Below are 24,795 nucleotides of genomic sequence, written 5' to 3'. Positions count from 1 at the left end.
AATACTTTGAAAAATAATTAAAATACACATTAATTATTCATCCTCATTTAACAATCGTTGAAATTCTTCTAGATATTCACCAACATGATATCCATCCATTAAGCCATGATGAACGTGCACAGAGACTGGGAGAAGGATTTCATCTTCTATTTTAGCATACTTACCGAAGGATATTTTTGGTACACTATCCTTATATTTAAAATGTCTAGCATGTGAAATACTAGTAAAATTATACCAAGGAATTGATGAAACATGTAAGCTATCCATTCGTTTAGTATTATCATTATGTCGTAATCCTGTAGAGCTTTTAACCCCCTCTATTTCCTTTTGAGCATTTTGTTCGAACACTTTAAAGTTTTCATCATACTCTATAAATGAAAAACCAAAAGTATGATCATCTCTTCCTATAGTGGCAGAAACGTGTACTTGATCATACACATAAACCTTGTTTTCCTCGATTCTATATCGAAATGGTTCTATAGTATTTGCTGCTTTTACCGCTTTATGCAAATAATAGAGGAAATAGGAATATCCGTTTTCTTGAATCTTTTGATATCCCTTTGTAAAATTAATGTTAGACACGATCCCAAAAAAAGGTTCATCAAAAGAACCAAAGAAATCATAATGTTCTTTTCTATTCCAATTTGTGAGATCTAACGCTGATTTCATTATAAAAATTCTAACAATTCTTTAGAACTATCTAAGCTTTTAAAATTAGGGTTATCAATAGTTCCATTATGCACTTCATGAGCCCAAGTAGTATGAAAAGGAATATGATACGCGTGAGCTCCAATATTTAACACTGGTATGATATCTGATTTTAGAGAATTTCCGATCATCAAGAATTCGGATTCATCAATATCTAAATGATCCACTAATTTCTTGTACTGTTTCTCAGTTTTATTAGAAACAATTTCGATATGATGGAAGTATTTCTCTAATCCAGATTTAATCAATTTTCGTTCTTGATCTAACAAATCTCCTTTAGTAGCCATGACCAAACGATATTTTTTAGATAAGTATTGCAACGTTTCTTCAATCCCATCGATTAACTCAACAGGCTCCTGCAGCATCTGTTTCCCATTAGCTATTAAAGTTTCTATAAGCTTAGCATCCAAATTTCCGTTCGTTATTCGTAACGCTGCTTCGATTAAAGAAAGCGTAAACGGTTTTATTCCATACCCATATAAATCGAGGTTTTGCATCTCAACTTCAAAAAGTAATTTATTTGCTTCTTCTTTAGAGAGATAACTAGAGACAAGTTCACAAAAATCTTCTTCAGCTTTTCTAAAAAAAGTTTCGTTTACCCACAAGGTATCATCTGCATCGAATGCTATTACTTTTATTTTACCTAACATTTGGTATTGTAATATTTAACTATTGGTTCTAAAGACTCTATATTACCATCAAAATAACCTTCGTTAATTTTAGAAATTAAATCAGGACAATCTTTAAAATATTCTATCAACAGTTTTTTGGTTTTCTTAAATTGTAGCCCGGATCTAATTTTTATGACTTCATTACCATCTTCTTCTTTAGACAAATAATACATTGATGTAACCGTCACTGCATCAGACCCAAACGCTGCAGAGGAAATTTCTCTTGGAATATAAAAGCATTCTACTTTTCCAGAAATAGCTTTTTTTAATCGCAAAGTTTTATCAGTACCTTTTAATTGTCGTAACACAAATAGTCCTTCGTATTCTTTACCCGTATCAAATGCAACTATCGATTTAAGCGTTTTATACTTATAATCTTCTTTTTCATTAGTATCGGCTTTCCTAAAAACCAATTTATTACGATCCCATATAACTACTTTCCCTCTTATTTCTGTACCGTCTTTAAAAACTAATACATGTGGAAATTCAGATTGTGCGTATACCCCTATTGAAAACAATAGAAAAACACATATCTTAAAGGTTAGATTCATATTTAATTTTGATTGAGCAACTATATTAACGTACTAATTTTTTGTACTTAATTCGTTTAGGCATTAAATCACCTCCAAGACGTTTCTTCTTATTTTCCTCATAATCAGAAAAACTACCTTCGAAAAAGTATACTTGAGAATCCCCTTCAAAAGCTAATATATGCGTACAAATTCTATCTAAGAACCAACGGTCGTGAGATATTACAACGGCACATCCTGCAAAATTTTCCAAACCTTCTTCCAAAGCCCTCAATGTATTGACATCAAGATCGTTAGTCGGCTCATCTAAAAGCAATACATTACCTTCTTCTTTTAACGTCATCGCTAAATGTAACCTATTACGCTCACCTCCAGAAAGTGTGGAAACTTTCTTATTTTGCTCACTTCCACCAAAATTAAACCTGCTCAAATATGCTCTAGAATTAACTTCTTTACCACCCATCATGACCAAATCTTGTTCATCACTAAAATTCTGCCAAATAGATTTATCAGGATCTATATTAGAATGAGATTGATCAACATACGCTAATTTTGCAGTCTCACCTACTGAGAAACTTCCTTTATCCGGAGTTTCTTCTCCCATGATCATTCTAAAAATTGTAGTTTTTCCAGCTCCATTAGGCCCAATAATCCCAACAATACCAGCTTGAGGGAGTTTAAAATTTAAGTCTTCATATAAAAGCTTATCTCCATATGCTTTACTTATACCTGTAGCTTCGATCACATTGGTTCCTAATCGTGGCCCATTCGGTATATATATTTCTAATTTTTCGTCAAGTTGTTTTTGATCTTGACTCATTAATTTATCATAATTCTTAAGACGAGCTTTTTGCTTAGTTTGTCTTCCCTTCGCACCTTGACGAACCCATTCTAATTCTCGCTCTAAAGTTTTTTGACGTTTAGAAGCTGATTTACTTTCTTGTGCTAATCGTTTAGATTTTTGATCTAACCAAGAAGAATAATTCCCTTTCCAAGGGATACCTTCTCCTCTATCTAATTCTAAAATCCAACCAGCAACATTATCTAAGAAATATCTATCGTGAGTTACTGCTATTACGGTTCCTTTATATTGCGCCAAATGGTGCTCTAACCAATGAACTGATTCTGCATCCAAGTGGTTTGTAGGTTCATCTAATAATAAAACATCAGGCTCTTTAAGCAATAAACGACATAGCGCAACTCTTCTACGCTCTCCTCCAGATAGAACTCCAATTTTTTTATCAGAATCAGGAGTTCTTAACGCATCCATTGCAATTTCTAGTTTGGTATCCAGCTCCCAACCATTACCTGCATCAATTTGATCCTGTAATAATGCTTGCTTATCCATTAGTTTCTGCATTTTATCTGCGTCACTATAGACTTCTTCTAAACCAAACATATCATTGATTTTGTTATACTCATCAAGAACAGCTACCATTTCTGCAGCACCTTCTTTAACAACTTCCAAAACCGTTTTTTCGGGATCTAACTGTGGTTCTTGTTCTAAATATCCCACAGAATAATCTGAAGAAAATACTACATCCCCTTGATAATTTTTATCAACTCCCGCAATAATTTTTAATAATGTTGATTTACCAGATCCATTAAGACCAAGAATCCCAATCTTTGCACCGTAGAAAAAACTTAAATATATATTCTTTAAAACTGGAGTGTTAGCGCTTTTAAACGTTTTTGTAACTCCAGACATAGAAAAGATAATCTTTTTATCATCTGACATAAGCCCCTATAAATTATTTTAATAATATTGTTAGTAATCCAAATGAATTTTGGATAATTATACTCTACCTTTTAAAGCATTAAATACCCAAGCATTAGCTAAAAAACCAACTCCAACAGCAGCAAAACCCCAACCAGAGACATCTCTATATCTAAATGCTCCAAGTGCTATTAAACCAAGTCCTACCAAAATCATTATAAATGTGGCCCACGCTAATACTGTATTTTTATTCATTCCCATAGCAAGTTATTTAGTTAACTGTTCTTAATGAAAAATCAAAAACAGCATACAAATATCGGTATTTTATCGTCAAAAAATAACATTTTGGAGTGATCTTAGATGATAAAAACACTTTACTATTTGTTAAACAATAAGTTATGAAATGATTTTATAAAAACAGGGACCTAAAATATTAAGTCCCTGTTTTAAATATAAATCTATTTATTACTTAACTTGAAGGGCCATTATCTACAACCGACTCAATTACTGACTCAATAGCATTGTCAATATTCTCAAAGAGATCATATCCCGTTAAACTTTCGATAGAATTAACCGATGTTCTAAACTGAGTCCAATCAGTACTTATACCTTGATCATTAGGCACATTGATAGCAATAACTCGAGTAGAAGTTGTTACTCTATTAATATCATTAGAACCATTTGGTAAAATCAAAGCAACTTTCCAAAAAGAATCAGGAACAGTAATATTTCCCCCATCGATAGAAGAGGCAAAACCATTTCTTCCCGTTCCTCCGCTTCCTGCTACACCAGCAATAATATGAACCTCATTACCTTCTAAGGTTAATGACCGGAGATAATTTTCAAAATTGGCCCAACTTCTCTGGTTATTATCCGGAGCTTGAGGAGCAATATTAGTCATGTAATATGTGTTTTCATTAGAATCTTCTGACCCATTGCGATCTGCAGATGGACATAAATGTCCTCTATCAAAACCTGAGTTTGTATAATCACTAGATGTAGCTCTGAAAAAATTACTTGGTAAATCATTATCTCTTTTAAAACAATTACATCTTGGAGTATTCCCGGTCCAAGCACTGCTTAGATGCCAACTTACCCAATTAGCAGTTCCAGTATTATTATTATAAGATAAAGAAAAATCGGGTTTAGAAAGGTAATAATTAGTAGAACTTGTACCAGCATTAGAAGGGTTGCCGAAGGTAATATTACTATCTATTCCAGCATTACCGCCAGTAGAGCTAGTCACTACTTCAACATTATCAATATTTATTCTATTAGATCCTCCAGAAATTTTTTGAATTCCATACCGAACACTTACGGTTTCATTCACATCAAAGGCCACAGTGTTTAGCGTTGTAGAATTTGTTGTTACCGTAGAACCTATATAATACCAAGAAGCACCATTATCATAAGAAGCTATTAATCTCCATGTAGATGTACCATCGTTGCCATATTTTGCATGACGAATTCTAATCGTTTCGGCACCATTATCCATATTAAAAGACATGATTGCATAGCCTGTATTTCGAATTCTCACAGATTTAGATCCATATTTCCGGTCATTTGACAAACCACCTAATAAAGCATCACTTAAATACCAATCTCCTGACGATAAAGTAACACTTGCTCCTGCATAACTTGATTTAGAACCTGACTCATAAGTTTCTATAAAACCATCTTGCCTTTTCCCATTTGGATTATAATCATGTGGTCCTTCATTATCATATAAAAAGGTTTCAGTTTTTAGTTCTCCACTTATAGAAACAGGATTAGTTTCTATTTCCGAATGAAGATTATCATCATCTACATTACAACTTGTTATAAAAACAGCAAAAGACAGTAGGTATAAAATCGAATTTAATTTCAATAATTTCATAGTAGCATTTGATTATAGATTAGTAATTTTTTATAGTTGGATTTAATGTATCCATAAAACTAGCTTTACAGTGTTAAATATCTGATAATCAAAAGTTAGCAAACTGTTATAGAAATGTTATAGAATTTAATCTTTTACATAAATCTGTTAACATTTGTTAAACATTTCACTAAAAAAAAAATTGATGAATTGGGTGAAAATTTTAATGATTTAAAAACTACTTGTTTTTTGTATTTTCGTGCAAACAATAGATACAATACACACAAATGGATATAAACTTCAATAAAAACGAAGATCATAATAAACTACTGGTCTCCGCGTTACGTCAAAAACTAGCAAAAGTAAAATTAGGCGGTGGAGAAAAGAGAATAGAAAAGTTACACGCCAAGGGTAAAATGACTGCAAGAGAAAGAATCGAATATTTACTAGACGATGATGACAAAGCCATAGAAATTGGTGCTTTTGCAGGAGATGAAATGTATGAAGAACACGGTGGATGCCCAAGTGGAGGAGTTGTAATTAAAATAGGCCATATAAGTGGTAAGCAATGTATCGTTGTTGCTAATGATGCTACAGTAAAAGCCGGTGCTTGGTTTCCTATAACTGGTAAAAAGAATCTAAGAGCACAAGAAATAGCTATTGAAAATAAATTACCTATTATCTATTTAGTAGATAGTGCTGGAGTTTATCTTCCTATGCAGGATGAAATTTTTCCTGACAAAGAACATTTTGGTAGAATTTTCAGAAATAATGCAGTAATGAGTAGTATGGGAATTACTCAAATCTCGGCTGTAATGGGAAGCTGTGTTGCAGGAGGTGCATATTTGCCTATTATGAGTGATGAAGCTTTAATTGTGGATAAAACAGGAAGTATTTTCTTAGCTGGTAGCTACCTTGTAAAAGCGGCTATTGGAGAAAGTATCGATAATGAAACATTAGGGGGAGCTACTACACATTGTGAAATTTCGGGAGTTACAGATTATAAATCTAAAGATGATAAAGATGCTCTTGACACTATAAAAAATATTGTTTCTAAGATCGGTGATTTTGACAAAGCTGGATACAATAGAGTTAAATCTATAAAACCAAAAAAGGACCCGAATGATATTTATGGTATATTACCTAAAGCTAGAAATGAACAGTATGACATGATGGAAATCATTCATAGATTAGTGGATGATTCTGATTTTGAAGAATATAAATCTGGTTATGGTCAAACAATAATTACAGGTTATGCGCGTATTGATGGTTGGGCTGTAGGTATTGTTGCTAATCAACGTAAAATTGTCAAAAATAAAAAAGGAGAAATGCAGTTTGGAGGAGTTATTTACTCTGACTCTGCAGATAAAGCTACCCGGTTTATTGCCAATTGTAATCAAAAGAAAATTCCTTTAGTTTTTTTACAAGACGTTACTGGATTTATGGTAGGAAGTAAAAGTGAACACGGTGGTATTATAAAGGATGGCGCTAAAATGGTAAATGCTGTTAGTAATAGTGTAGTCCCAAAATTTACGGTAGTTATTGGTAACTCTTACGGTGCTGGTAATTATGCAATGTGCGGTAAAGCATATGATCCTCGTTTAATCTGTTCTTGGCCAAGTGCCGAACTTGCTGTAATGGGTGGTGCTCAAGCGGCAAAAGTATTATTGCAAATTGAGACTGCCTCCTTAAAGAAAAAAGGAGAAGAACTCTCTAAAGAAGATGAAAAGGCTTTATTTGATAAAATTAAAGCTCGTTATGATAAGCAGATTTCTCCGTATTATGCCGCAGCAAGAATCTGGACAGACGGAATTATTAATCCATTAGATACTAGAAAATGGATTTCTATGGGTATTGAAGCAGCTGACCACGCTCCTATCGAAAAACCTTTTAATCTTGGAGTGATACAAGTATAATAAACCTACAATTTATTTGTACTGCAATATTGATTACGTCCTAATTACTTTACAGTAATTGAATAAAACTCAATTACTGTAAAGTAATAATTTAATACATCTTAATTCCTTTTTAGGTATATTATCTTTTAGTCTATGAGAGTTCTTACCACGCCTATAGTATTCACCATACTCTTATTAATATTCTATGATGGATTTGCTTTTCAGGAAAAGAGTATATCCAACAATGATTCCGAATTTATTCTAAATGAAAAAAATAGGGATACCATAGAGTCATATCTATTTCAACTTTTAAATAAAGATTTAGATCTAGCAGAATTAGGGTATAAAATTTACTTAGATAGAGGACTCAAAGAAAAAAATGATACAATTCAGTTTTGGGGCAATTATTATTTAGCATATGCGAAATATCTAAATAAAAAATATGATTCAGCAATAGAATATAGTGCTAATACCACAAAACTTGGTGAAAAATTAGATAATGGAGATTATATAGTTCGTGGATTATTTATTTCTGGAGCCGCGTATCAAGATAAAAGAGATCGCGAAAATGCGCTTAAGAAATACTTATTGATGAAAGAGGTAATAAAAAAATATAACCTTACTCAATATGAAATTGACAATTTAGTAAGCATTGGTCAAATACGAATACGATTAGATCAAAATGAAAAAGCCTTAACGTCTTTACAAAAAGGCCTAGAATTACTTCAAAAACCAGCATACAAACCTGACACTAATCATGACGCCAGGTACTTGTCTACTATCCAGGGTATTGGAGTATGTTATTATAAAAAGGGTAATTATAATGAAGCGCTAAATTATGATTACAAAGGATTACAATATGCCGAAGAACATAATCTAAAAGCATATATTATTGGCTTTAACCTTAATATTGGGGAAGCAAATATAGGAAAGAAAAAATATGATAAAGCACTTTCTTATTTAACTATTGCTAAATCTGATATATTAAAAGAAAACAAAAAAAATGATCCCAATCTTTTTACAGCGAATCTACATATAGCAACCTGTTTTTTTGGACAAGAAAAATATAAAAAAACGAGAGAATTACTGCTTGAAAATTTTGAACACCTTAAAGAGAATCTAGAAATTGAAAAAATAAGAGAAGCCTCAGATTTAGCAAAAAAATGTGGAGAAAAACTCAATGATACAGATCTTCAATATAAGTATAGTAATGAATACAATAAAATCATTGAATCTTTGTATGAGAATGAAAATAGTGCGCAAGAGAAACTATATGACTACGATATAAAAAATTTAGAAGAACAAAACCAAGATCTAATATCACAAAATACTATTTATATAATCAGTTTTCTTCTTGCACTTACCTTGGCTATCGCAGCGTTGATATACAATATCAAAACCAAACGAAAAAACAAACTCCTCTACGAAGAATTACAAAAAGAAAGAATACAAGAATCTATTCCAGAAAAAGATATTCCAGTAGTTACTAAAAACGAATTTATCACTGATAAAAAAATAGAAAATTTATTACAAAAATTATCTGCTTTAGAAAAAACAGAGTTTTACTTAACGATTGATTGTAATTTATATAACACAGCAAAGAAAATTGATACCAATACGACCTATTTGTCTAAAATAATTAATGAATATAGGAAACAATCATTCAATGAATATATAAATGAGCTAAGGATTAAATATTTTAGAAATCGATTAAATAATGATCCTAAATTTAGGTCATATACCATTAAAGCTATTGCTGGCGAACTAGGATATGGAAGCGTAAATACATTTGCATCTGCCTTTAAAAAACAAACAGGACTTAGTCATTCTTATTATATCAAAAAAGTAAATGCTGAGATTACTAACACCAACGAAAAGAAGGGAACAAAGTCTTAAATTGAAGATGAAATTCGATCAATTTTATAAAATTGACGTTTATAAAAGTATATTATAGTTAGTTCTACATACCCAACCTTTATTTTTACAATGAACCAATTAAAGAGATAAAAATGAACTATAAAACTCTACTACCTGTTGTATTTTCTTTGATCATTTGTTCTACATATTCTTTTGCGCAAAGTCATTTTGATTTCAGAGAAATAATTTTAGATATAAACATTGATATTAGTTCAGGAAAAATACACATTAATCAAGATGATCTAGAAGAACTAAAACTTCATAGATATGGTGGAGAAATAATTATTAACATATTTGGCATTTACCCTTCCAGTTTTTACAGACCACCTGGGCAAAAAGAAATACATCTTTCTGTATCTCCTAATTTTATAAATACAACTCTTAATCCAATAATTATTCCGCCTACAAGACCAGATCCTGATACTAGAGCAATATCTAATCAAATTGGAAAAGAAAGGGTTTTATTAGATAGTCGATCGATATATCTTGATAAATATTATCTGAATTCTGGTGATTATCTATTTCATGTAAAACTAACAGAGAACTATATTGATTTAATTGATAAGGTCAATATTCCATTTTCTATCTATAAATATGATGAGCTTGGTGATTACATAATTACCCATGCAGAAGTTATTAATCCTTTCAATCAATATATAATAGATGGATACTATATAAAAAGTCAAATATTAAATTCAAGAAATTATGATATCAACGAATCTACAGAAGTTAGATATTATTATACAGAAAATGAAAAGTCAATTTTACTAGGCAAAACAAATATTAGGCCACTTGAAGGCAATGAAAGTACAAATTCACTATTATTTATCAATTCCTACACATATGAAGATATTGTGGGACGTAAAATCAACATAGTTGTAGATGAGGATAAAGATATTCTAGAATATAGTGATGGTGATAGTAATAATAGAATCACGTATGAAATTCCATCTATCGAATTAAACTCTAATAATCTAAAGGTATACCCAAACCCATTTAGAGATAAAGTTACTTTTGGGTTTTATTTAAACTCAACTTATACTAGTACTGTTTCCATTCAAATTTATGATAATAAAGGTAATATAGTTTATCAAAAGGGGTATATATTTCCAGCGCAAGCAAATCATCTTGAAGTTTCTTATTTGGATGAGAATAAAATACCTTCTGGCAATTACCATTATTCTTTATTTATACATAAAAGTACTGGAGATATTAGATATTATGGGACTATAATAAAAAAAGAATAGTTTTAATAAAACATCCAAATTTAAAAAGCGATTTCTTAAATATTAGAAGTCGCTTTTTTATTAATAGAGAAACCCTGATCGCTATACTATTTACAAACAACATCAATTTTATAAAACTGACTTTTCTTCTTTTTCATAATCAATGATTTACCTCTAGTTTTACAAATATAAGCTGGCCGGCAAATCATAAATCATTTTAAAAAAACAGATTAAAAACATGAAAAAATATTTAAGAATAATAACAGTGCTATTTCTATTAATAGGAATTCAAAGTTGTGAGAAAGAAGATAATTCTTTTATAGAAGAACAGGAGCTTTTAGAGAATGAAATTAGTGATAAAAGTAATCCAGAATATCTTTTTATATGTTCTGTAGATGGTATCCCGAACGGATACTTTGTAGAGGAATACATCTACAATAATAATTGCCCTTTTACCAATTTATTCCCAGGAGGTTATAATGGTGCTATCGTAAAACGAAATGGTACTCCAAATATAATTAGTGCAGGAGCTGGTTGTAATGATAATTATTGTATTTGGATTAAGGGTTCCAATTTTGATAACAATTCTTATGTAGATATTAGAACTACTACAGGCTCTACTATTATAGGAACTTATAGAGGTTCTAACCGCACACTAACAACAAATGCTCAAGGACAACAAGTCATTACACTGCGTTTATCATCCGCTTATGAACGAAGTCAATTTGCCAGTAACGGATTACGTATTTGGGTAGTAAATCCAGATCCTGGAAAATGGGCTGATGGCAGAACTGTTCGTAGACCATATACTAGTGGAGACGGAAACCCAATAGATCCACCTTGCAATCCAAATTGCCCATAAATTGTAATTAATACAATTTATATAATCGATTTATCGAAGCGAAAACCAAAAAGCCATCGAAAGAATAGGTAAATAAAATGAAGGGTAAGTTGTTCTTTCGAACGTTATTTTGGGCAATTAGACTAATTACAATTACTAAGAGGTTTCTTATTAAGGAAATGTTTTCTAAACGTATTCAAATTTTAAATACTACATCATGATTCATAAAATTTTAAACCTAAACGGAGTCATTCCAATTAAAAAGGAAGATCAAATATCAATTAAAGGAGGTACTCATGAATGTCAAAATGTAGCTAGAAGATGCATCGATGATAGTGATTGTTGTTCCGGAAAATGTGGAGTAGAAAAAATAATCAATGGAAATACCATAACGCTTGCTATCTGTTCATTTTCTTAGATAATAACATTCATTTTTGAACTTATAATACTTAAGCAGGAAAGATTTATAAGCTTATAAAAAGTAACGGACAGAAACAGTAACTGTCTTAAAACGTTTACTGAAACACAAATCAATAAATTATAAAAAGATGAAAAAAATAATGCAACTAAAAGGCGCCCAAATTTTAAACAAACAAGAACAAAAATCTGTAAACGGAGGAAATACAGGAATGCGCTGTTATAGCAGCGCTGATTGTAATGTTTTAAATTCTATTCCTGGATTTGAACATGAAGAATTCTTTTGTTTTTGGGGTATGTGTCAAATAGCATAATTTTTTCTGTTTAGAAATTCTTAAGGCGATACCAAATGGTATCGCCTTTTAAATATCCGATAAACTAAATTTTGACACCTTAATTAAGATCTGATTTTGCTAACATAAGGTTTATATCATACTTAAAATATTGTTTAGGATATACTAAAACCTATATTATTAAGTTGAATATTTATAAACAAAAGCAAAAATAATGAACAAATCATTTTTAAAAATTAAAGTATTAAGTATCGCTATACTTGCCAGTTTATTTATCATAAGTTGTAGTGATGATGACAACAGTAGCACCGCATCTATTGATATTACCCAAGAAGATGTAACGAAGAGTTTAGAAGTTGAAAAAATATCCAACTTTATTGATAACATGACTTTGGATAATATCTCAACGAATAGATCCAATGCGCAGTTATCTTCAAAATTCAGTAGACCTGGATGTGCAGATTTCAGTATTACTGATACTGGATACACGCTGACATTTGCCGACTGTACTACAGAGGATGGAGAAACAATTAGTGGAGCAATTAATGTAATGGTAGTAATAGAAAACAATACCGTTACTACAACGATTACTTTTGATAATTTAACCTTTGCAGGAAACTCTGTTAATGGCAGCAAAAGTACTACCTATTCCTTAGATACTAATGGTGGTAACTTTGTATATAGTGTTACCTCTGACCTATCTATTACATTGGCTGATGGAACTACAGCTTCTGAACAAGGAACAAAAACGTATACAATCAGTGGTCTTGGGACAGCAAATGCTAGTTATTCTATTGGTGGTAGTTGGATAGTAACCTTAGGTCCTGACAGCTATTCACTAGTAACGGATCCTACATTAGAAGGTACTTTTAGTTGTGGATATATTACCACAGGTACTCTAATAATGACTAAAAATTCGTTGATCGCTTCTATTAATTATGGAGATGGAACTTGCGACGACAAAGCATTTGTAACCTATCCTGATGGAACTACTGAAGAGATTGAATTATAGAATATAAATCAAAATAAAAAGAAAAGGGAGTTCATAATGGAACTCCCTTTTTTTATTTCCTTTTCGGAATAGTAATCAATTCTTCTTGTCTTTTATTGACATACCTAAATCCATTTTTACCCCAAAAGCCAGCTTCTTCTAACATAATTCTAATATCTTTATTCCATTCCGATAATGTTACTGTAGTATTAAGTTCTATAGCATATACCGTATTTTCGTGTAACTGATAATCTCCAGTAAAAGGAACACCGCCTTGTGAATCCCACATTCCAATAGTTGTACCCGATGAATGTCCATACAATCCTAAAGGATGTGTATAAATGGCAGGTTTTAATCCTTCTGCTCTACCTTCTTCTAAAGATTTTAATAGTATCTCATTTCCGGTTTTCCCTGTCTCAAAATTTGAAGTAAAAATATCCTGAACTCTATTACCATCCGCAAATGCTTTAATCAAGAATTCAGGTGGAGCCATTTCTCCATTTTTTAATATATATGCATGTTGCTGACAATCTGTATTTAACCTTAAATATGTAATTCCAAAATCACAATGAATCAGATCCCCTTGTTTGATAATTTTATCATTTGGTCTATTGGAGAACGAAACTATGTGATCTTCTAACTTTTCATTATCCCGTTGGATATCTACAGTTGGATGAAACCACGTTTTAAGTCCCATATCTGTTACTTTTTGTCTTAACCACCAAACCACGTCATCGGTTGTTGTGCTACCTGGTTTCACAACCTTAGTACTAAATGCTTCACCGATAATATCATGTGTGATTTGTACTAACTCTTTATAGATTTCCATTTCTTGTTCAGTCCTAGTTTCTATCCATGCTATAGCTAATTTCTCTGCAGATGTTACTCTAGACTTGTAAGTATCTGGTAACTCTTTTATAAATTCTTCATAATCTGTTTTAACTATACCATCTACAATTCCAAAATGTTCAGAATAATTAATTCCAATCTTTTTGGGATCCCTTTTTGCAATAATATCTGTAAGGGCCTTCCACTGATCCGGTTGTTTTTCCTTATCCCAAGCAGAATCAATATACTTACCAACATTATATCTAGCTACAGCAAGGTGTTCAATTGTGTTTTTTTCTTTATCCCTATAAAAAACCAATATAGTTCTTCTTCTTGCATTAAGCCATTTTGCTGGTAACATGGTCTTTAATACTGGATCCTCATTATACTCACGCGAAATCAATATCCACATATCAAAATCAGTTTGATCCATTAACTGTGGTAATAGTTTATTAAAACGATCTGCTAATATTTGATCAATTACCTCTGCTCTATCTCTTTCTGGAAGAATTTGTGCTTGAGAAATCGTAGTAAAAATTAGTAATAGGAGTATAAAAAATCTTTTCATTTGTGTGGGTTCATTAATATCGAATAAAAGTATTACAAAAAAGAGACACCTGCAATGCTTTGTGGATGTCTCTTTTTCTATTACAATAAAACTAATTTTAAAGCGTCTGATAACTATTCATTAATCTAATAAACTCTGCTCTGTAACCTTGACGATCTAAAGATCTGTTTTCTTCTGCAATTGTTATAATATCATTGATATTTTTATTAGTTATATATCTTGACTTTCTAATTTTCATACCAAACCAAGCAACAGATGCTGCAAAATTGAAATCTTTAGAAACTTGCTTTTTATTTGTTTTTAACACGTGAACCATTTCAATACTTTTGTTTCCTTGTGGTTTTTTATATCTAAATTTTACGGTTAACAACTCATCTCCATAATTTTTAGTGATTTTAGTATCTGTATACTTTAAATCTGGTGTATGTTTAATATAGTTACTCTTAACTCCTGTTGGTATGATTTCATATAGCGCAGTAACTGTATGACCACTGCCTAATTCTCCTGCATCTTTTGTATCATCCACAAAATCTTCATCAGCTAATAATCTATTTTCGTAACCTATTAAGCGGTATGCTTGTACTTTTCCAGGGTTAAACTCTACTTGTATCTTTACATCTTTGGCAATGGTATATAATGTTCCTCCAAATTCTTTACCTAATACTCTTTGAGCTTCTTGCATAGTATCAATATATGCATGGTTCCCGTTACCTTTATCCGCCAGAGTTTCTAACTTACTATCTTTATAATTGTGCATCCCAAAACCTAAACAGGTTAAGAATACACCAGATTTACGCTTTTCTTCAATCAATGATTTCATATCCGCATCGCTACTCATTCCTACATTAAAATCTCCATCGGTTGCAAGAATCACGCGATTGTTTCCATTCTTCATGAAATTTTCTTGTGCAATTTTATACGCAAGTTCTATACCTGCTCCTCCAGCTGTAGAACCTCCCGCACTCAAATTATCTAATGCTCGATTGATTTCGTTTTTATGAGCTCCAGATGTCGGTTTCAATACCATTCCAGCGGCTCCAGCATAAACCACTATCGACACTTTATCTTTCTCTCTTAATTGATTTACTAATAATTTAAAAGCTCTCTTTAGTAATGGTAATTTATTAGCTTGATTCATAGAACCAGATACATCAAGCAGAAAAACCAAGTTCGAGGCTGGAATTTCATCTTGCGGAATTTCTTTTCCTTTTAATCCTATTTTTACCAATTGAGTTTTGGTATTCCAAGGAGTTTTATCATATTCTGTATGAATTGCGAATGGATGATCATTGGTTGGTTGTTTATAGTCATATTCAAAATAATTAATCATCTCTTCGATCTTAACAGCATCTACAGGTATTTGTTGACCACTATTAATCATTCTTCGAACGTTACTGTATGATGCTTTGTCAACATCTATAGAAAATGTAGATAACGGAGACATATTTACCTTTTCAAAACTATTTTCTACTATTTCTTCATATGATTCATTATTATCTATTTTATAATTCCCTTTGTGCGTAGTAATTATAACACATCCATGAGTTGCTCTTATACCGTATAATGAAGCTGCAGTTTTATCTTTCAAAACTTCTACATTAGAAATGTTTTTAGGATCTATACTCTGAATCTTTCCTATATTTTTTTTATCTATAGGTATACCATCTACAATATATAAAGGTTGATTTGTATTAGAAATACTGTTAGCTCCTCTTATTCTTATAGAATTATTAGAGTTCGTATTTCCCGCATTATTAGTTATTGATAATCCAGAAACTCTCCCATTTAACTTATTAGCTTTTGATTGTTTTCTTGCTCTTCTAGCTTTCCTTCTATCTGCTCTAGACATACTAATAGATTCACTACTAACAGCAGAGACTGCATACCCTAAAACACTTCGTTTTCTTTGTATTCCTTGTGCAGTTACTACAACTTCTTCTAGCTGTGCGGGAGATATACTCATAGCTACATTGACAATAGAACTATCTTGTTTTATTTTTACTTCTTCAGTTTCATAGCCGATAAAAGAAAAAGTTAAAATATTTCCAATATTTGTTTGAATTGAATACCTCCCGTCAAAATCAGTTTGAGCTCCTTTATTCGTTCCTTTAATAGTTATATTTACTCCAGGAATTGGATCATTATTGCTGGCATCCGTAACAGTTCCTGTAATTGTTAGTTCTTGGCCGATTGTTATTCCAACGGTAAATAACAAAAGCATAAAATAGTGTAGTTGTTTCATAATAATTATTGTTTTAATTATGAAATAAAACTACTCCTACAGATTCTTAATTAAAATCTACATTGAGTAAAAAGGTGATTTAGCTTAGGGAAATTGGTAATATATTTAGGATAGATTATTATGAACAAGTTCCAACGTCTTAGTTCGTTGTACTTTACCATTATCCGTTTCTATAAATTGAGCTAAGAAATGAATCTCTTTAGGGACTTCATATTTACTTAAAACTTTTAAATTAGATATCGCATCTTCTAAATTTTCTTTTACCACAATATCATAATCCCTTTCCACTATCAAAATTGCTTTATCACCCAAAGCATCATCTGGAACAGCTGCTATAAAAAATCGATGCCCAATTAATAACTGAAGTTTAGTTTCTATCTCTTCTGGATATAATTTAACTCCTCCACTATTTATTACATTATCATAACGTCCCTTCCAATTAAACTTCTTGTATGTTTTAAGCTCTACAACATCATTTGTGATGATTGTTTTATCATTTAACTGGGGTGCTTTGATTATCAAACAATTTCTTTCGTCTGTACTAAGTGTTATATTTGGTAATGCTTTAAAGTATTTAGCATCTTTTTTATCTTTCTTTTTTGGGTTAATTCTTCTTGCAGCAACATGAGTGATGGTTTCGGTCATTCCATAAGTTTCGAAAATTTTAGTTTTGACCCCTTGCACTAATTCTTTAAGATTTTCCGGTACGGTTCCTCCACCAACAATTAATTTTTTTATCAGATGTAATCTATTAATAGAATTATCTAATTGCAATGGAACCATAGCACAAAAATCATATTGTTTATATACAGTATCCAAGGGATTTGTTTTAGGTGGAACCAAATCAATTTTCCATCCCAAAACCATAGCGCGAACCAACATCATTTTTCCAGCAATATAGGTAGCCGGTAAACATAACAAGGCAGTTGTATCTTCTTTTACCTTAAAAAAAGCACCCGTAGCTAAGGCACTATTTATCATATGCTGCTTGTAAATTTTAATTTTCTTTGGTTTTCCGGTAGAACCTGAAGTTTTGACTACAATATAATCTTTATCATTTAACCAATCCAGAAGAAAGTTACCCACTTCTTGTTCATAAAACTCTCCGTCTTTTTTAAAACTATAGGCGATACGTTGCAGACCAGAATTATCTAAAGATCGCTTATTAATACTAAAATTGTCATGTATTTTAGGTGTAGAAAATGTATCTTCTGTTTGCATACCCAAATTTCAATTTTATTACATATTCGTTGGTTATGATTACGTAAATTATATATTAATAATTTGTTATTTTTCCATTTGAATTTCTGGTTTAACTTTTCCAAATAGTTTATCTCTCCATCCTGACCATTTATATTTTTTCCAAAGAATTAAAATATAAATTGGAAACACTACGAAAACCGGAATCAATATTTCCAATCCTGTCTCGGGTTCTCCTGTATACAATAAAATAGAATCTGTTTGAAAAGCTGTCCAAGAAGATGTTACTAAAAGTGCCGTTATTAAATTATTCGCTGCATGAAAACCTAATGCTAGCTCTAAACCTTCATCCATTAAAGTAATAATACCTAAAAATAGACCTGTCCCTATATAGTAAACCATAATATGAGGACCAATCTTAGCTACTTCTGGATTACCAAAATGCATTGCACCAAATATTACAGAGGTAACAATCAGTGGAATCCATCTAGTTTTTGTAGCTAAACCTAATCCCTGCATCATATGACCTCTAAACAAATATTCTTCGAAACTCGTTTGCATCGGAATAATAATAATTGCCATTATAGCCAAAGTAATAAAAGCATCTAATTCAAAATTAAGCTGAAAATCTTCTGGATATAAATAATATAAAACTCCAGTAGTAATTAAAATATAGAGTGTTATGAGTGTAAACATAAAAAGAACTCGTTTCCAATCTATCTTTTTTCTAGATGTAGTTAAAGACGTTATACTTTGTTGATGCACTACCTTTACCCAAAAAAGTAATCCCGCTAAAAAAATAACAAAAGGTCCTACAGAAATAAGAAAAAATAGTGGTTTCCCTAAAGTTTCTATCTGCTCAGCCATAAGTGGATCAATATCAACTCCCTGAGTAAACATCAAATTAAAAAGAATTAAACCGAGAAAACCGATTGGAACAGGCAAATATTTCCACATTCCTAATTTCCCTTTTCTTCCTTGCTCTATATACATCTATAAATTATTTAATTTAAATAAGAAACTACCCATTTCTTATTTTGTTGATATTTTAAACTACCTGTATCTACTAACAAGGGAGCTTCTATATTATTGGTATACAAACTTCCTGTTCCTAATCCCTGCGGCATCTTACTTTGTAATGTATAGGTATATTGTGCTATAGCACTTAATCCTATATTACTTTCCAAAGCACTCGTAATCCACCATCTTATTCCTAATTCTTCGGCAATATCGATCCACTCCTGGGTTCCTTTAAAACCTCCTATTAAACTTGGTTTTAAAATAATGTATTGAGGTCTTATTGTTAGTAGTAATTTTCTCTTTTCCGTTACACTAAAAACACCAATTAATTCTTCATCTAGAGCTATGGGCAAAGGTGATCTTTTGCACAAATTCATCATATAATCGAATTGCCCTTGCCTTATCGGTTGCTCTATACTGTGCAATCCAAAACTATGCAACTTTATTAACTTATCTAAAGCTTCATTTGGGCTAAACGCTCCATTAGCATCAACTCTTAACTCAATTATTTCTTCAGAAAACTGGGATCTTATATATGATAACAATTCTAATTCTGCTTCAAAATCAATAGCACCTATCTTCATTTTAATACAATCAAAACCTTGATTTAGCTTATCTATTATCTGATTTTTCATAAACTCCTTCTCTCCCATCCATATCAATCCATTAATTGGGATCGAATCTATTCCTTCCGTAAATTCTGATGGAAATAACAAAAATGGTGACTCACTATGTAAAGATTTAAAAGCCATTTCTACACCAAATTGAATACTAGGAAATTCTTTGAGTTCTTCCCAAAGTTGCTCAACACCTAAATGAATATTATTACAAGTCCATTTAAGTTTTTCTTCATAATCAGGTCGATCATCAATACTTAACGTTCTTAGAATACCACACTCACCAATACCTTGTTTACCATTAGAAGTAATTACGATATACCAAGTTTCTTTAGTCTTAAGAACTCCTCTGGAAGTTCCACTTGGTCTTTTAAATTCTAAAATATGCTTATGATAGATTGCTTTCATTATAATTCTATACGCTGCCCTACATCTAATAAAATAAGATCCTTGTCTTTGGCTCTAAACTTTCTTTTAGCATCCTCATGATCAATTTCTATATATCCAAAAGTATCATAATGAACTCCAAGAACCTTATCACATTCCACAAAATCACTAGCAATAATAGCATCATCAATTCCCATAGTAAAATTATCACCTATAGGTAAAATAGCTAAATCTAATTTTGTTGTTAGCGGAATTAACTTCATATCCATGGTTAAAGCAGTATCTCCAGCGATGTAAACATTCGCAGACTCTGCTTGTATTACAAAACCTCCAGGTTGACCACCATAAGTTCCATCAGGAAAACTACTCGTATGTATTGCATTTACATATTTTACTTTTCCAAAACTAAATTCCCAGTTACCTCCGTGATTCATCGGATGTACTTCTATACCTTTATCCTGATAATACATTGCAATTTCATAATTAGATACTATAATCGCATTACTATGCTTTGCAATGGCTTCTGCATCTAATGTATGATCTTGATGTGCATGTGTTAGTAATATATAATCAACTTTAAAATCTGTAATTTTTATTTTGTCTTTAGCCATAGGATTACCAGAAATAAAGGGGTCAACTAAAACTTTAACTTCATTGATTTCCAGCAATAACGTATTCTGCCCAAAAAAAGTAATTTTCATTGTGTAAGGTTTTAAAATGGTAATGGAAAGTTATAAAATCTGCCCTAAACTAAATAATATAGCCAGAAAAAATGTGGATAGTGCCACTTTTTTTAATTCTGGATCTAAGTTTTTGGTATCCTTTGTTTTTATAACTTTATTCAAATGAATTAATAAGGGTATCAAAACTATTAGAAACAGTAAGTTAAAATAATTCTTATAGGTATAAATAAGATAAACTAACATACTGAAAATCGCTCCCAGAATTAAAAAGTAATGATACATTTTAGCTTTGGCAATACCTAATTTAACCACTAGAGTATTCTTTTTAGATTTTTTATCACTATCATGATCTCTCATATTATTGAGATTTAGCACTGCTGAACTTAATAATCCGATTGCGGTAGCTGGAAGAAAAATTAATCCATTTAAGTCTTTTGTAAATAAGAAATAACACCCTACAACACTAACCAATCCAAAAAAAATAAATACAAAAACATCCCCCAATCCGCGATATCCATATGCAGAATTACCCATGGTATATTTTATTGCTGCCGCTATAGCTGCAATGCCTAAAAGAAAAAAGAATATCGAATAAAAGAAATATTCCTTTCCAAAGGACACGTAAATAAGAAATATAGCTAGAAATAAGGTTATAATCGAAGTAAGAACGATACCTACAAACATTTCTTTATCTGATATAGCTCCACTTTGTAGCGCTCGCTGAGGTCCTACTCTATCCTCGTTATCAGTACCTTTTACACCATCACCATAATCATTTGCAAAATTAGAAAGGACTTGTAATCCTAAGGTGGTCGCAATCGCTAACCAAAAAATAATAGAAACCCCAAAACCACCAGCTAATGCTGATCCAACTATAATTCCTGATACTGACAATGGTAATGTACGAAGCCTTGCGGCAGAGATCCAAGCTTTAAATTTGGTCATTATAATCTTAATTGATAGTCAAAGGAACAGTATTTTAATTAAATAAAAAATAAAAAATAATTCTGTGAATTATTTAAATTAGCATTATGTCAATTCCGTTGCCGTTAGAATTCCCTTCATTTAATCTATATAGTACACCTTTGCTACTATTGGTTCTGCAAGCATTTATTTTTGCTTTTCTTTTATTGGTAAGATATTTCAAAAAAAAACATATATCCGCTTTAATACTTTCTTTATTAATTTTTATTACTGGCTATCATAGAACTTCTTATACTATTGGTTTTATGGACTGGTATGACACATTTCGAAATACCAAGATTAATTATTGGCTCATAGCATTATCATTGGCAATTGGTCCTTTACTATACTTTTACATAAAATCAATTACCACTTCTAATTTCAAATTTAGAAAAAAAGACTTCTTACATTTCATTCCTGTTTGTTTATATATAGTATACAAAATATCTATTTTCATTTATGATGCTGCGCAACCAGGTTTTGAGGATACACAGAATGGTTATCTCAAAGTTTTTTTGGACGAAAAATATGTTGGACCCCTTATTGGGGTTGTAGAAAACCTTCAGATGCTTCTGTATCTAGCATTTACTATTCAGTTATATTATGTATACCGAAAAAAAATTCAACATTTTTTTTCTAACACGTATAGTCTAGAATTGAACTGGATTAGGAACTTTCTTTTTATTTACTCCTTTCTTTTTTTATATAGTTTATTTCAGGGAGTTATCGGATCCGTTATTACTGAACTTCATTGGACGCAACGTTGGTGGTATCATTTTTTTACAGCTGTAGCAATTATATATATTGGTATAAAAGGATATTTTACAGATACTAGTAAGTTGAATAATTTAAATTTTTCTGTATCGGTAAAAGAAACAACTTCTACGTTATCAACTGAATTAAGTAGTGATGTTATTAGAAATAAGAAAAAAATAAAGGAATTTATGGCAGAGGAAAAACCGTTTCTTAACCCAGATCTTAACCTTACTCAACTATCACAGATGCTCAAAATACCAGCATCTGTTATTTCTGAGACTATTAATTCTGGTTTTGATAAAAACTTTAATGATTTTGTAAATTCATACCGAGTAAAAGAAGTACAAAAAATGCTTAAAGAAGGTAAGCAACAACAATTATCGTTGTTAGGAATCGCTTATGAGTGCGGGTTTAATAGCAAAGCAACCTTTAATAGAGTATTCAAGAAATTGACAAATACATCTCCTTCACAATATTCTGCTTCCCAAAATAAAGCGTAACTATATCATTTTTATGAATTTCACAATTAATCAAACTGTATTTTTTATACACAATTTTATAGATTAGCAACTTCAACCAGTATTTATTACCGTTTCGATACTTAATTAGTACTCTTTATTGAGAAAATTATTGTTTTGAAGCACAAAAACAAACGCATGAAACATTTATTAACAACTAGCATTTTACTTTTATTTAGCATTCTTATCTCTTGCAAAAATGAAACTAAACCAAATTCAGAAGAAAAAGCAAATTTAGAATCGAAAACAGCAACAACAGTTACAGCGGATAATATACCCTTTGTTTGGGAAGGCGCCAATGTATATTTTTTATTAGCGGACAGGTTTAAAAATGGAGATGTTTCTAATGACAAGGTTTTAGATCGATCAAAAGAAACAGGTGTTCTTCGTGGTTTTGAAGGTGGTGATATAAAAGGAATAATTCAGAAAATTGAAGACGGCTACTTCGAAAAACTTGGAATTAATGCTCTTTGGGTAAACCCTTTAGTAGAGCAAATTCATGACAGTGTAGATGAAGGAACAGGTAACACTTATGCTTTTCATGGATACTGGGCAAAAGATTGGACCTCTATAGATCCAAATTTTGGGACTTATGATGATCTTAAGAAATTAGTAGATGTAGCACATCAAAATGGAATTAGAATCTTGATGGATGTGGTTATAAACCATACAGGTCCTGTAACAGATAAAGACCCTAAATGGTCAGATGATTGGGTTCGTACAGGACCGCAATGTTCCTATAAAGATTATGAAACAGCAGTAAAATGTACATTGGTAAAAAATCTTCCTGATGTAAAAACCGAAAATAATGATGAGGTAAAACTACCCGAAGCGTTAATTAACAAATGGAAAGAAGAAGGAAGATTAGAAGCAGAAATGGATGAATTAGAAATCTTTTTTGCAAAAACTGGTTTAAAAAAATCTCCCAAAAACTATATCATTAAATGGTTAACTGATTATGTTAGGGAACTTGGAATTGACGGATATCGCGTAGATACAGTTAAACATGTAGAAGAAGGTGTTTGGGGAGTACTAGCAGAACAAGCCAAAATAGCATTTGCAGAATGGAAGAAAAATCATCCTGGTAAAGTACTTGACAATAATGAATTTTATGTTTTAGGAGAATTATATGGGTATGGTATCGATGGAAAACGATTTTATGATTTCGGAGATCGTAAAGTAGATTATTTTGCAAATGGGTTTGATAATCTTATCAATTTTCAATTTAAATACGATGCTAAACGACTAAATTATGAGAAACTGTATAGTAAATATAGTACTGCACTACAAACAGGTCTTATAGGAAAAAGTGTTATGAACTATATCAGTTCTCACGATGACGGAGACCCATTTGATAAAGAAAGAAAGAAAACTTTTGAATCTGCTACTAAGTTATTATTAACTCCAGGAATCTCTCAAGTTTACTACGGTGATGAAACTGGTAGATCTTTAATCATAGAAGGAACCGAGGGTGATGCTACTTTAAGATCAAATATGAATTGGGAAGATTTGGAAAAAGAAGAAACAAAATCATTATTACTACACTGGCAAAAACTTGGTAAGTTCAGAAAAGATCATCCGTCTATTGGTGCAGGAAAACATAAAATGATACAAGAAACGCCTTATGTTTTTTCGAGAAAATATACTAAAGATGGCAACGTTGATGGAGTTGTAATAGGATTAAATCAACGAAAAGGAACAAAAACAATAAAAGTTAATTCAATTTTTAAAGATGGTACAGCTTTAACGGATACGTATTCAGGAATAGAAGCTACTGTAAAAGATGGAAATGTTACCATAAAATCTGATTATGAAATTGTATTACTAGAGGCGAAAAAATAATCGAAATTACATATCGACTCACGTTAAATAGGACGGCTCAAATTATGATTTGAGCCGTCCTATTTCGTTTTGGGGCGCCAGAATCGTATTGAAATTAGACATTTGGA

Annotated in this window: 22 protein-coding genes; 9 read left to right on the top strand and 13 right to left on the bottom strand. The window is 31.3% G+C overall.

The features are described from left to right. Positions 1-33: 33 nt before the first annotated feature. From H526_RS0101610 to H526_RS0101585, 6 genes are all read right to left on the bottom strand, one after another. Entirely contained in the window at positions 34-669 is a 636-nt protein-coding gene (locus H526_RS0101610) for a chloramphenicol acetyltransferase (protein ID WP_027391371.1), read from the bottom strand. Beyond that, positions 669-1,358, bottom strand: coding sequence for an HAD family hydrolase (locus H526_RS0101605; RefSeq protein WP_027391370.1), 690 nt, complete (start codon positions 1,356-1,358; stop codon positions 669-671). The genes H526_RS0101610 and H526_RS0101605 overlap by 1 nt, the downstream gene beginning before the upstream one ends. Then, the gene (locus H526_RS0101600; protein WP_027391369.1) at positions 1,352-1,930 is read right to left on the bottom strand and encodes a hypothetical protein; all 579 of its coding nucleotides are present in this window, start codon (positions 1,928-1,930) and stop codon (positions 1,352-1,354) included. The genes H526_RS0101605 and H526_RS0101600 overlap by 7 nt, the downstream gene beginning before the upstream one ends. A gap of 25 nt (positions 1,931-1,955) precedes the next feature. Continuing rightward, a complete protein-coding gene (gene ettA, locus H526_RS0101595; protein ID WP_027391368.1) occupies positions 1,956-3,647 on the bottom strand; it encodes an energy-dependent translational throttle protein EttA in 1,692 nt (563 codons plus the stop codon). Positions 3,648-3,704: 57 nt separating this feature from the next. Further along, positions 3,705-3,887, bottom strand: a complete 183-nt coding sequence (locus H526_RS0101590) for a CAL67264 family membrane protein (RefSeq protein ID WP_027391367.1) — start codon at positions 3,885-3,887, stop codon at positions 3,705-3,707. A gap of 208 nt (positions 3,888-4,095) precedes the next feature. After that, positions 4,096-5,502 carry a DNA/RNA non-specific endonuclease gene (locus H526_RS0101585; protein ID WP_027391366.1) on the bottom strand — a complete coding sequence of 469 codons (1,407 nt, stop codon included), beginning with the start codon at positions 5,500-5,502 and terminating at the stop codon, positions 4,096-4,098. 266 nt (positions 5,503-5,768) lie between these two features. Between H526_RS0101585 and H526_RS0101580 the strand changes: the two genes are divergently transcribed. The 7 genes from H526_RS0101580 to H526_RS0101550 all read left to right on the top strand — a co-directional run bounded on the left by H526_RS0101580 (position 5,769) and on the right by H526_RS0101550 (position 13,085). After that, entirely contained in the window at positions 5,769-7,397 is a 1,629-nt protein-coding gene (locus H526_RS0101580) for an acyl-CoA carboxylase subunit beta (RefSeq protein ID WP_027391365.1), read from the top strand. A 135-nt stretch (positions 7,398-7,532) separates the two neighbouring features. Continuing rightward, positions 7,533-9,275 carry a helix-turn-helix domain-containing protein gene (locus tag H526_RS0101575; protein ID WP_027391364.1) on the top strand — a complete coding sequence of 581 codons (1,743 nt, stop codon included), beginning with the start codon at positions 7,533-7,535 and terminating at the stop codon, positions 9,273-9,275. 113 nt (positions 9,276-9,388) lie between these two features. Beyond that, a complete protein-coding gene (locus H526_RS0101570) occupies positions 9,389-10,543 on the top strand; it encodes a hypothetical protein (protein ID WP_027391363.1) in 1,155 nt (384 codons plus the stop codon). 217 nt (positions 10,544-10,760) lie between these two features. Beyond that, positions 10,761-11,384, top strand: coding sequence for a hypothetical protein (locus tag H526_RS0101565; RefSeq protein ID WP_027391362.1), 624 nt, complete (start codon positions 10,761-10,763; stop codon positions 11,382-11,384). 196 nt (positions 11,385-11,580) lie between these two features. Then, positions 11,581-11,781, top strand: a complete 201-nt coding sequence (locus tag H526_RS0101560) for a hypothetical protein (RefSeq protein ID WP_027391361.1) — start codon at positions 11,581-11,583, stop codon at positions 11,779-11,781. 130 nt (positions 11,782-11,911) lie between these two features. Next, positions 11,912-12,094: a hypothetical protein gene (locus tag H526_RS0101555; protein WP_027391360.1), complete on the top strand. Its 183-nt coding sequence runs from the start codon at positions 11,912-11,914 to the stop codon at positions 12,092-12,094. Between the two features lie 193 nt (positions 12,095-12,287). Further along, a complete protein-coding gene (locus tag H526_RS0101550; protein WP_027391359.1) occupies positions 12,288-13,085 on the top strand; it encodes a hypothetical protein in 798 nt (265 codons plus the stop codon). Between the two features lie 52 nt (positions 13,086-13,137). On the opposite strand, the gene H526_RS0101545 is transcribed toward H526_RS0101550, so the two are convergent. From H526_RS0101545 to menA, 7 genes are all read right to left on the bottom strand, one after another. Next, entirely contained in the window at positions 13,138-14,460 is a 1,323-nt protein-coding gene (locus tag H526_RS0101545) for a M24 family metallopeptidase (RefSeq protein ID WP_027391358.1), read from the bottom strand. A gap of 97 nt (positions 14,461-14,557) precedes the next feature. Next, entirely contained in the window at positions 14,558-16,702 is a 2,145-nt protein-coding gene (locus H526_RS0101540; protein ID WP_027391357.1) for a VWA domain-containing protein, read from the bottom strand. A 105-nt stretch (positions 16,703-16,807) separates the two neighbouring features. Continuing rightward, positions 16,808-17,923, bottom strand: a complete 1,116-nt coding sequence (locus H526_RS0101535) for an AMP-binding protein (protein WP_027391356.1) — start codon at positions 17,921-17,923, stop codon at positions 16,808-16,810. A 66-nt stretch (positions 17,924-17,989) separates the two neighbouring features. Next, positions 17,990-18,895 (bottom strand): CPBP family intramembrane glutamic endopeptidase, encoded by a 906-nt coding sequence (locus tag H526_RS0101530; protein WP_027391355.1) that lies wholly within the window; start codon positions 18,893-18,895, stop codon positions 17,990-17,992. An 11-nt stretch (positions 18,896-18,906) separates the two neighbouring features. Beyond that, a complete protein-coding gene (locus H526_RS0101525; protein ID WP_027391354.1) occupies positions 18,907-19,947 on the bottom strand; it encodes an o-succinylbenzoate synthase in 1,041 nt (346 codons plus the stop codon). Continuing rightward, positions 19,947-20,627, bottom strand: coding sequence for a metal-dependent hydrolase (locus tag H526_RS0101520; protein ID WP_027391353.1), 681 nt, complete (start codon positions 20,625-20,627; stop codon positions 19,947-19,949). The genes H526_RS0101525 and H526_RS0101520 overlap by 1 nt, the downstream gene beginning before the upstream one ends. A gap of 30 nt (positions 20,628-20,657) precedes the next feature. Continuing rightward, the gene (gene menA, locus H526_RS0101515) at positions 20,658-21,554 is read right to left on the bottom strand and encodes a 1,4-dihydroxy-2-naphthoate octaprenyltransferase (RefSeq protein WP_027391352.1); all 897 of its coding nucleotides are present in this window, start codon (positions 21,552-21,554) and stop codon (positions 20,658-20,660) included. An 86-nt stretch (positions 21,555-21,640) separates the two neighbouring features. Between menA and H526_RS0101510 the strand changes: the two genes are divergently transcribed. Both H526_RS0101510 and H526_RS0101505 read left to right on the top strand, forming a co-directional pair. Continuing rightward, entirely contained in the window at positions 21,641-22,828 is a 1,188-nt protein-coding gene (locus tag H526_RS0101510) for a helix-turn-helix domain-containing protein (RefSeq protein WP_155839595.1), read from the top strand. 156 nt (positions 22,829-22,984) lie between these two features. Continuing rightward, complete coding sequence (locus tag H526_RS0101505; RefSeq protein ID WP_027391350.1) at positions 22,985-24,688, top strand: alpha-amylase family glycosyl hydrolase; 1,704 nt, start codon at positions 22,985-22,987, stop codon at positions 24,686-24,688. The last annotated feature ends 107 nt before the right edge of the window (positions 24,689-24,795 follow it).

The sequence above is a fragment of the Aquimarina latercula DSM 2041 genome (assembly GCF_000430645.1).
In the GTDB taxonomy this organism is placed as follows: domain Bacteria; phylum Bacteroidota; class Bacteroidia; order Flavobacteriales; family Flavobacteriaceae; genus Aquimarina; species Aquimarina latercula.
The sequence above is the reverse complement of the archived record's forward strand: the minus strand, read 5'-3'. Positions and strand labels throughout refer to the sequence as shown.

Bases quoted from the DNA above. Each gene is read 5' to 3' on its own strand.
- H526_RS0101530 (WP_027391355.1), bottom strand. From the start codon at position 18,895: ATGTATATAGAGCAAGGAAGAAAAGGGAAATTAGGAATGTGGAAATAT.
- H526_RS0101550 (WP_027391359.1), top strand. From the start codon at position 12,288: ATGAACAAATCATTTTTAAAAATTAAAGTATTAAGTATCGCTATACTT.
- ettA (WP_027391368.1), bottom strand. From the start codon at position 3,647: ATGTCAGATGATAAAAAGATTATCTTTTCTATGTCTGGAGTTACAAAA.
- H526_RS0101605 (WP_027391370.1), bottom strand. From the start codon at position 1,358: ATGTTAGGTAAAATAAAAGTAATAGCATTCGATGCAGATGATACCTTG.
- H526_RS0101575 (WP_027391364.1), top strand. From the start codon at position 7,533: ATGAGAGTTCTTACCACGCCTATAGTATTCACCATACTCTTATTAATA.
- menA (WP_027391352.1), bottom strand. From the start codon at position 21,554: ATGACCAAATTTAAAGCTTGGATCTCTGCCGCAAGGCTTCGTACATTA.
- H526_RS0101505 (WP_027391350.1), top strand. From the start codon at position 22,985: ATGAAACATTTATTAACAACTAGCATTTTACTTTTATTTAGCATTCTT.
- H526_RS0101560 (WP_027391361.1), top strand. From the start codon at position 11,581: ATGATTCATAAAATTTTAAACCTAAACGGAGTCATTCCAATTAAAAAG.
- H526_RS0101610 (WP_027391371.1), bottom strand. From the start codon at position 669: ATGAAATCAGCGTTAGATCTCACAAATTGGAATAGAAAAGAACATTAT.
- H526_RS0101570 (WP_027391363.1), top strand. From the start codon at position 9,389: ATGAACTATAAAACTCTACTACCTGTTGTATTTTCTTTGATCATTTGT.
- H526_RS0101590 (WP_027391367.1), bottom strand. From the start codon at position 3,887: ATGGGAATGAATAAAAATACAGTATTAGCGTGGGCCACATTTATAATG.
- H526_RS0101565 (WP_027391362.1), top strand. From the start codon at position 10,761: ATGAAAAAATATTTAAGAATAATAACAGTGCTATTTCTATTAATAGGA.
- H526_RS0101600 (WP_027391369.1), bottom strand. From the start codon at position 1,930: ATGAATCTAACCTTTAAGATATGTGTTTTTCTATTGTTTTCAATAGGG.
- H526_RS0101585 (WP_027391366.1), bottom strand. From the start codon at position 5,502: ATGAAATTATTGAAATTAAATTCGATTTTATACCTACTGTCTTTTGCT.
- H526_RS0101555 (WP_027391360.1), top strand. From the start codon at position 11,912: ATGAAAAAAATAATGCAACTAAAAGGCGCCCAAATTTTAAACAAACAA.
- H526_RS0101520 (WP_027391353.1), bottom strand. From the start codon at position 20,627: ATGAAAATTACTTTTTTTGGGCAGAATACGTTATTGCTGGAAATCAAT.
- H526_RS0101525 (WP_027391354.1), bottom strand. From the start codon at position 19,947: ATGAAAGCAATCTATCATAAGCATATTTTAGAATTTAAAAGACCAAGT.
- H526_RS0101545 (WP_027391358.1), bottom strand. From the start codon at position 14,460: ATGAAAAGATTTTTTATACTCCTATTACTAATTTTTACTACGATTTCT.
- H526_RS0101510 (WP_155839595.1), top strand. From the start codon at position 21,641: ATGTCAATTCCGTTGCCGTTAGAATTCCCTTCATTTAATCTATATAGT.
- H526_RS0101540 (WP_027391357.1), bottom strand. From the start codon at position 16,702: ATGAAACAACTACACTATTTTATGCTTTTGTTATTTACCGTTGGAATA.
- H526_RS0101535 (WP_027391356.1), bottom strand. From the start codon at position 17,923: ATGCAAACAGAAGATACATTTTCTACACCTAAAATACATGACAATTTT.
- H526_RS0101580 (WP_027391365.1), top strand. From the start codon at position 5,769: ATGGATATAAACTTCAATAAAAACGAAGATCATAATAAACTACTGGTC.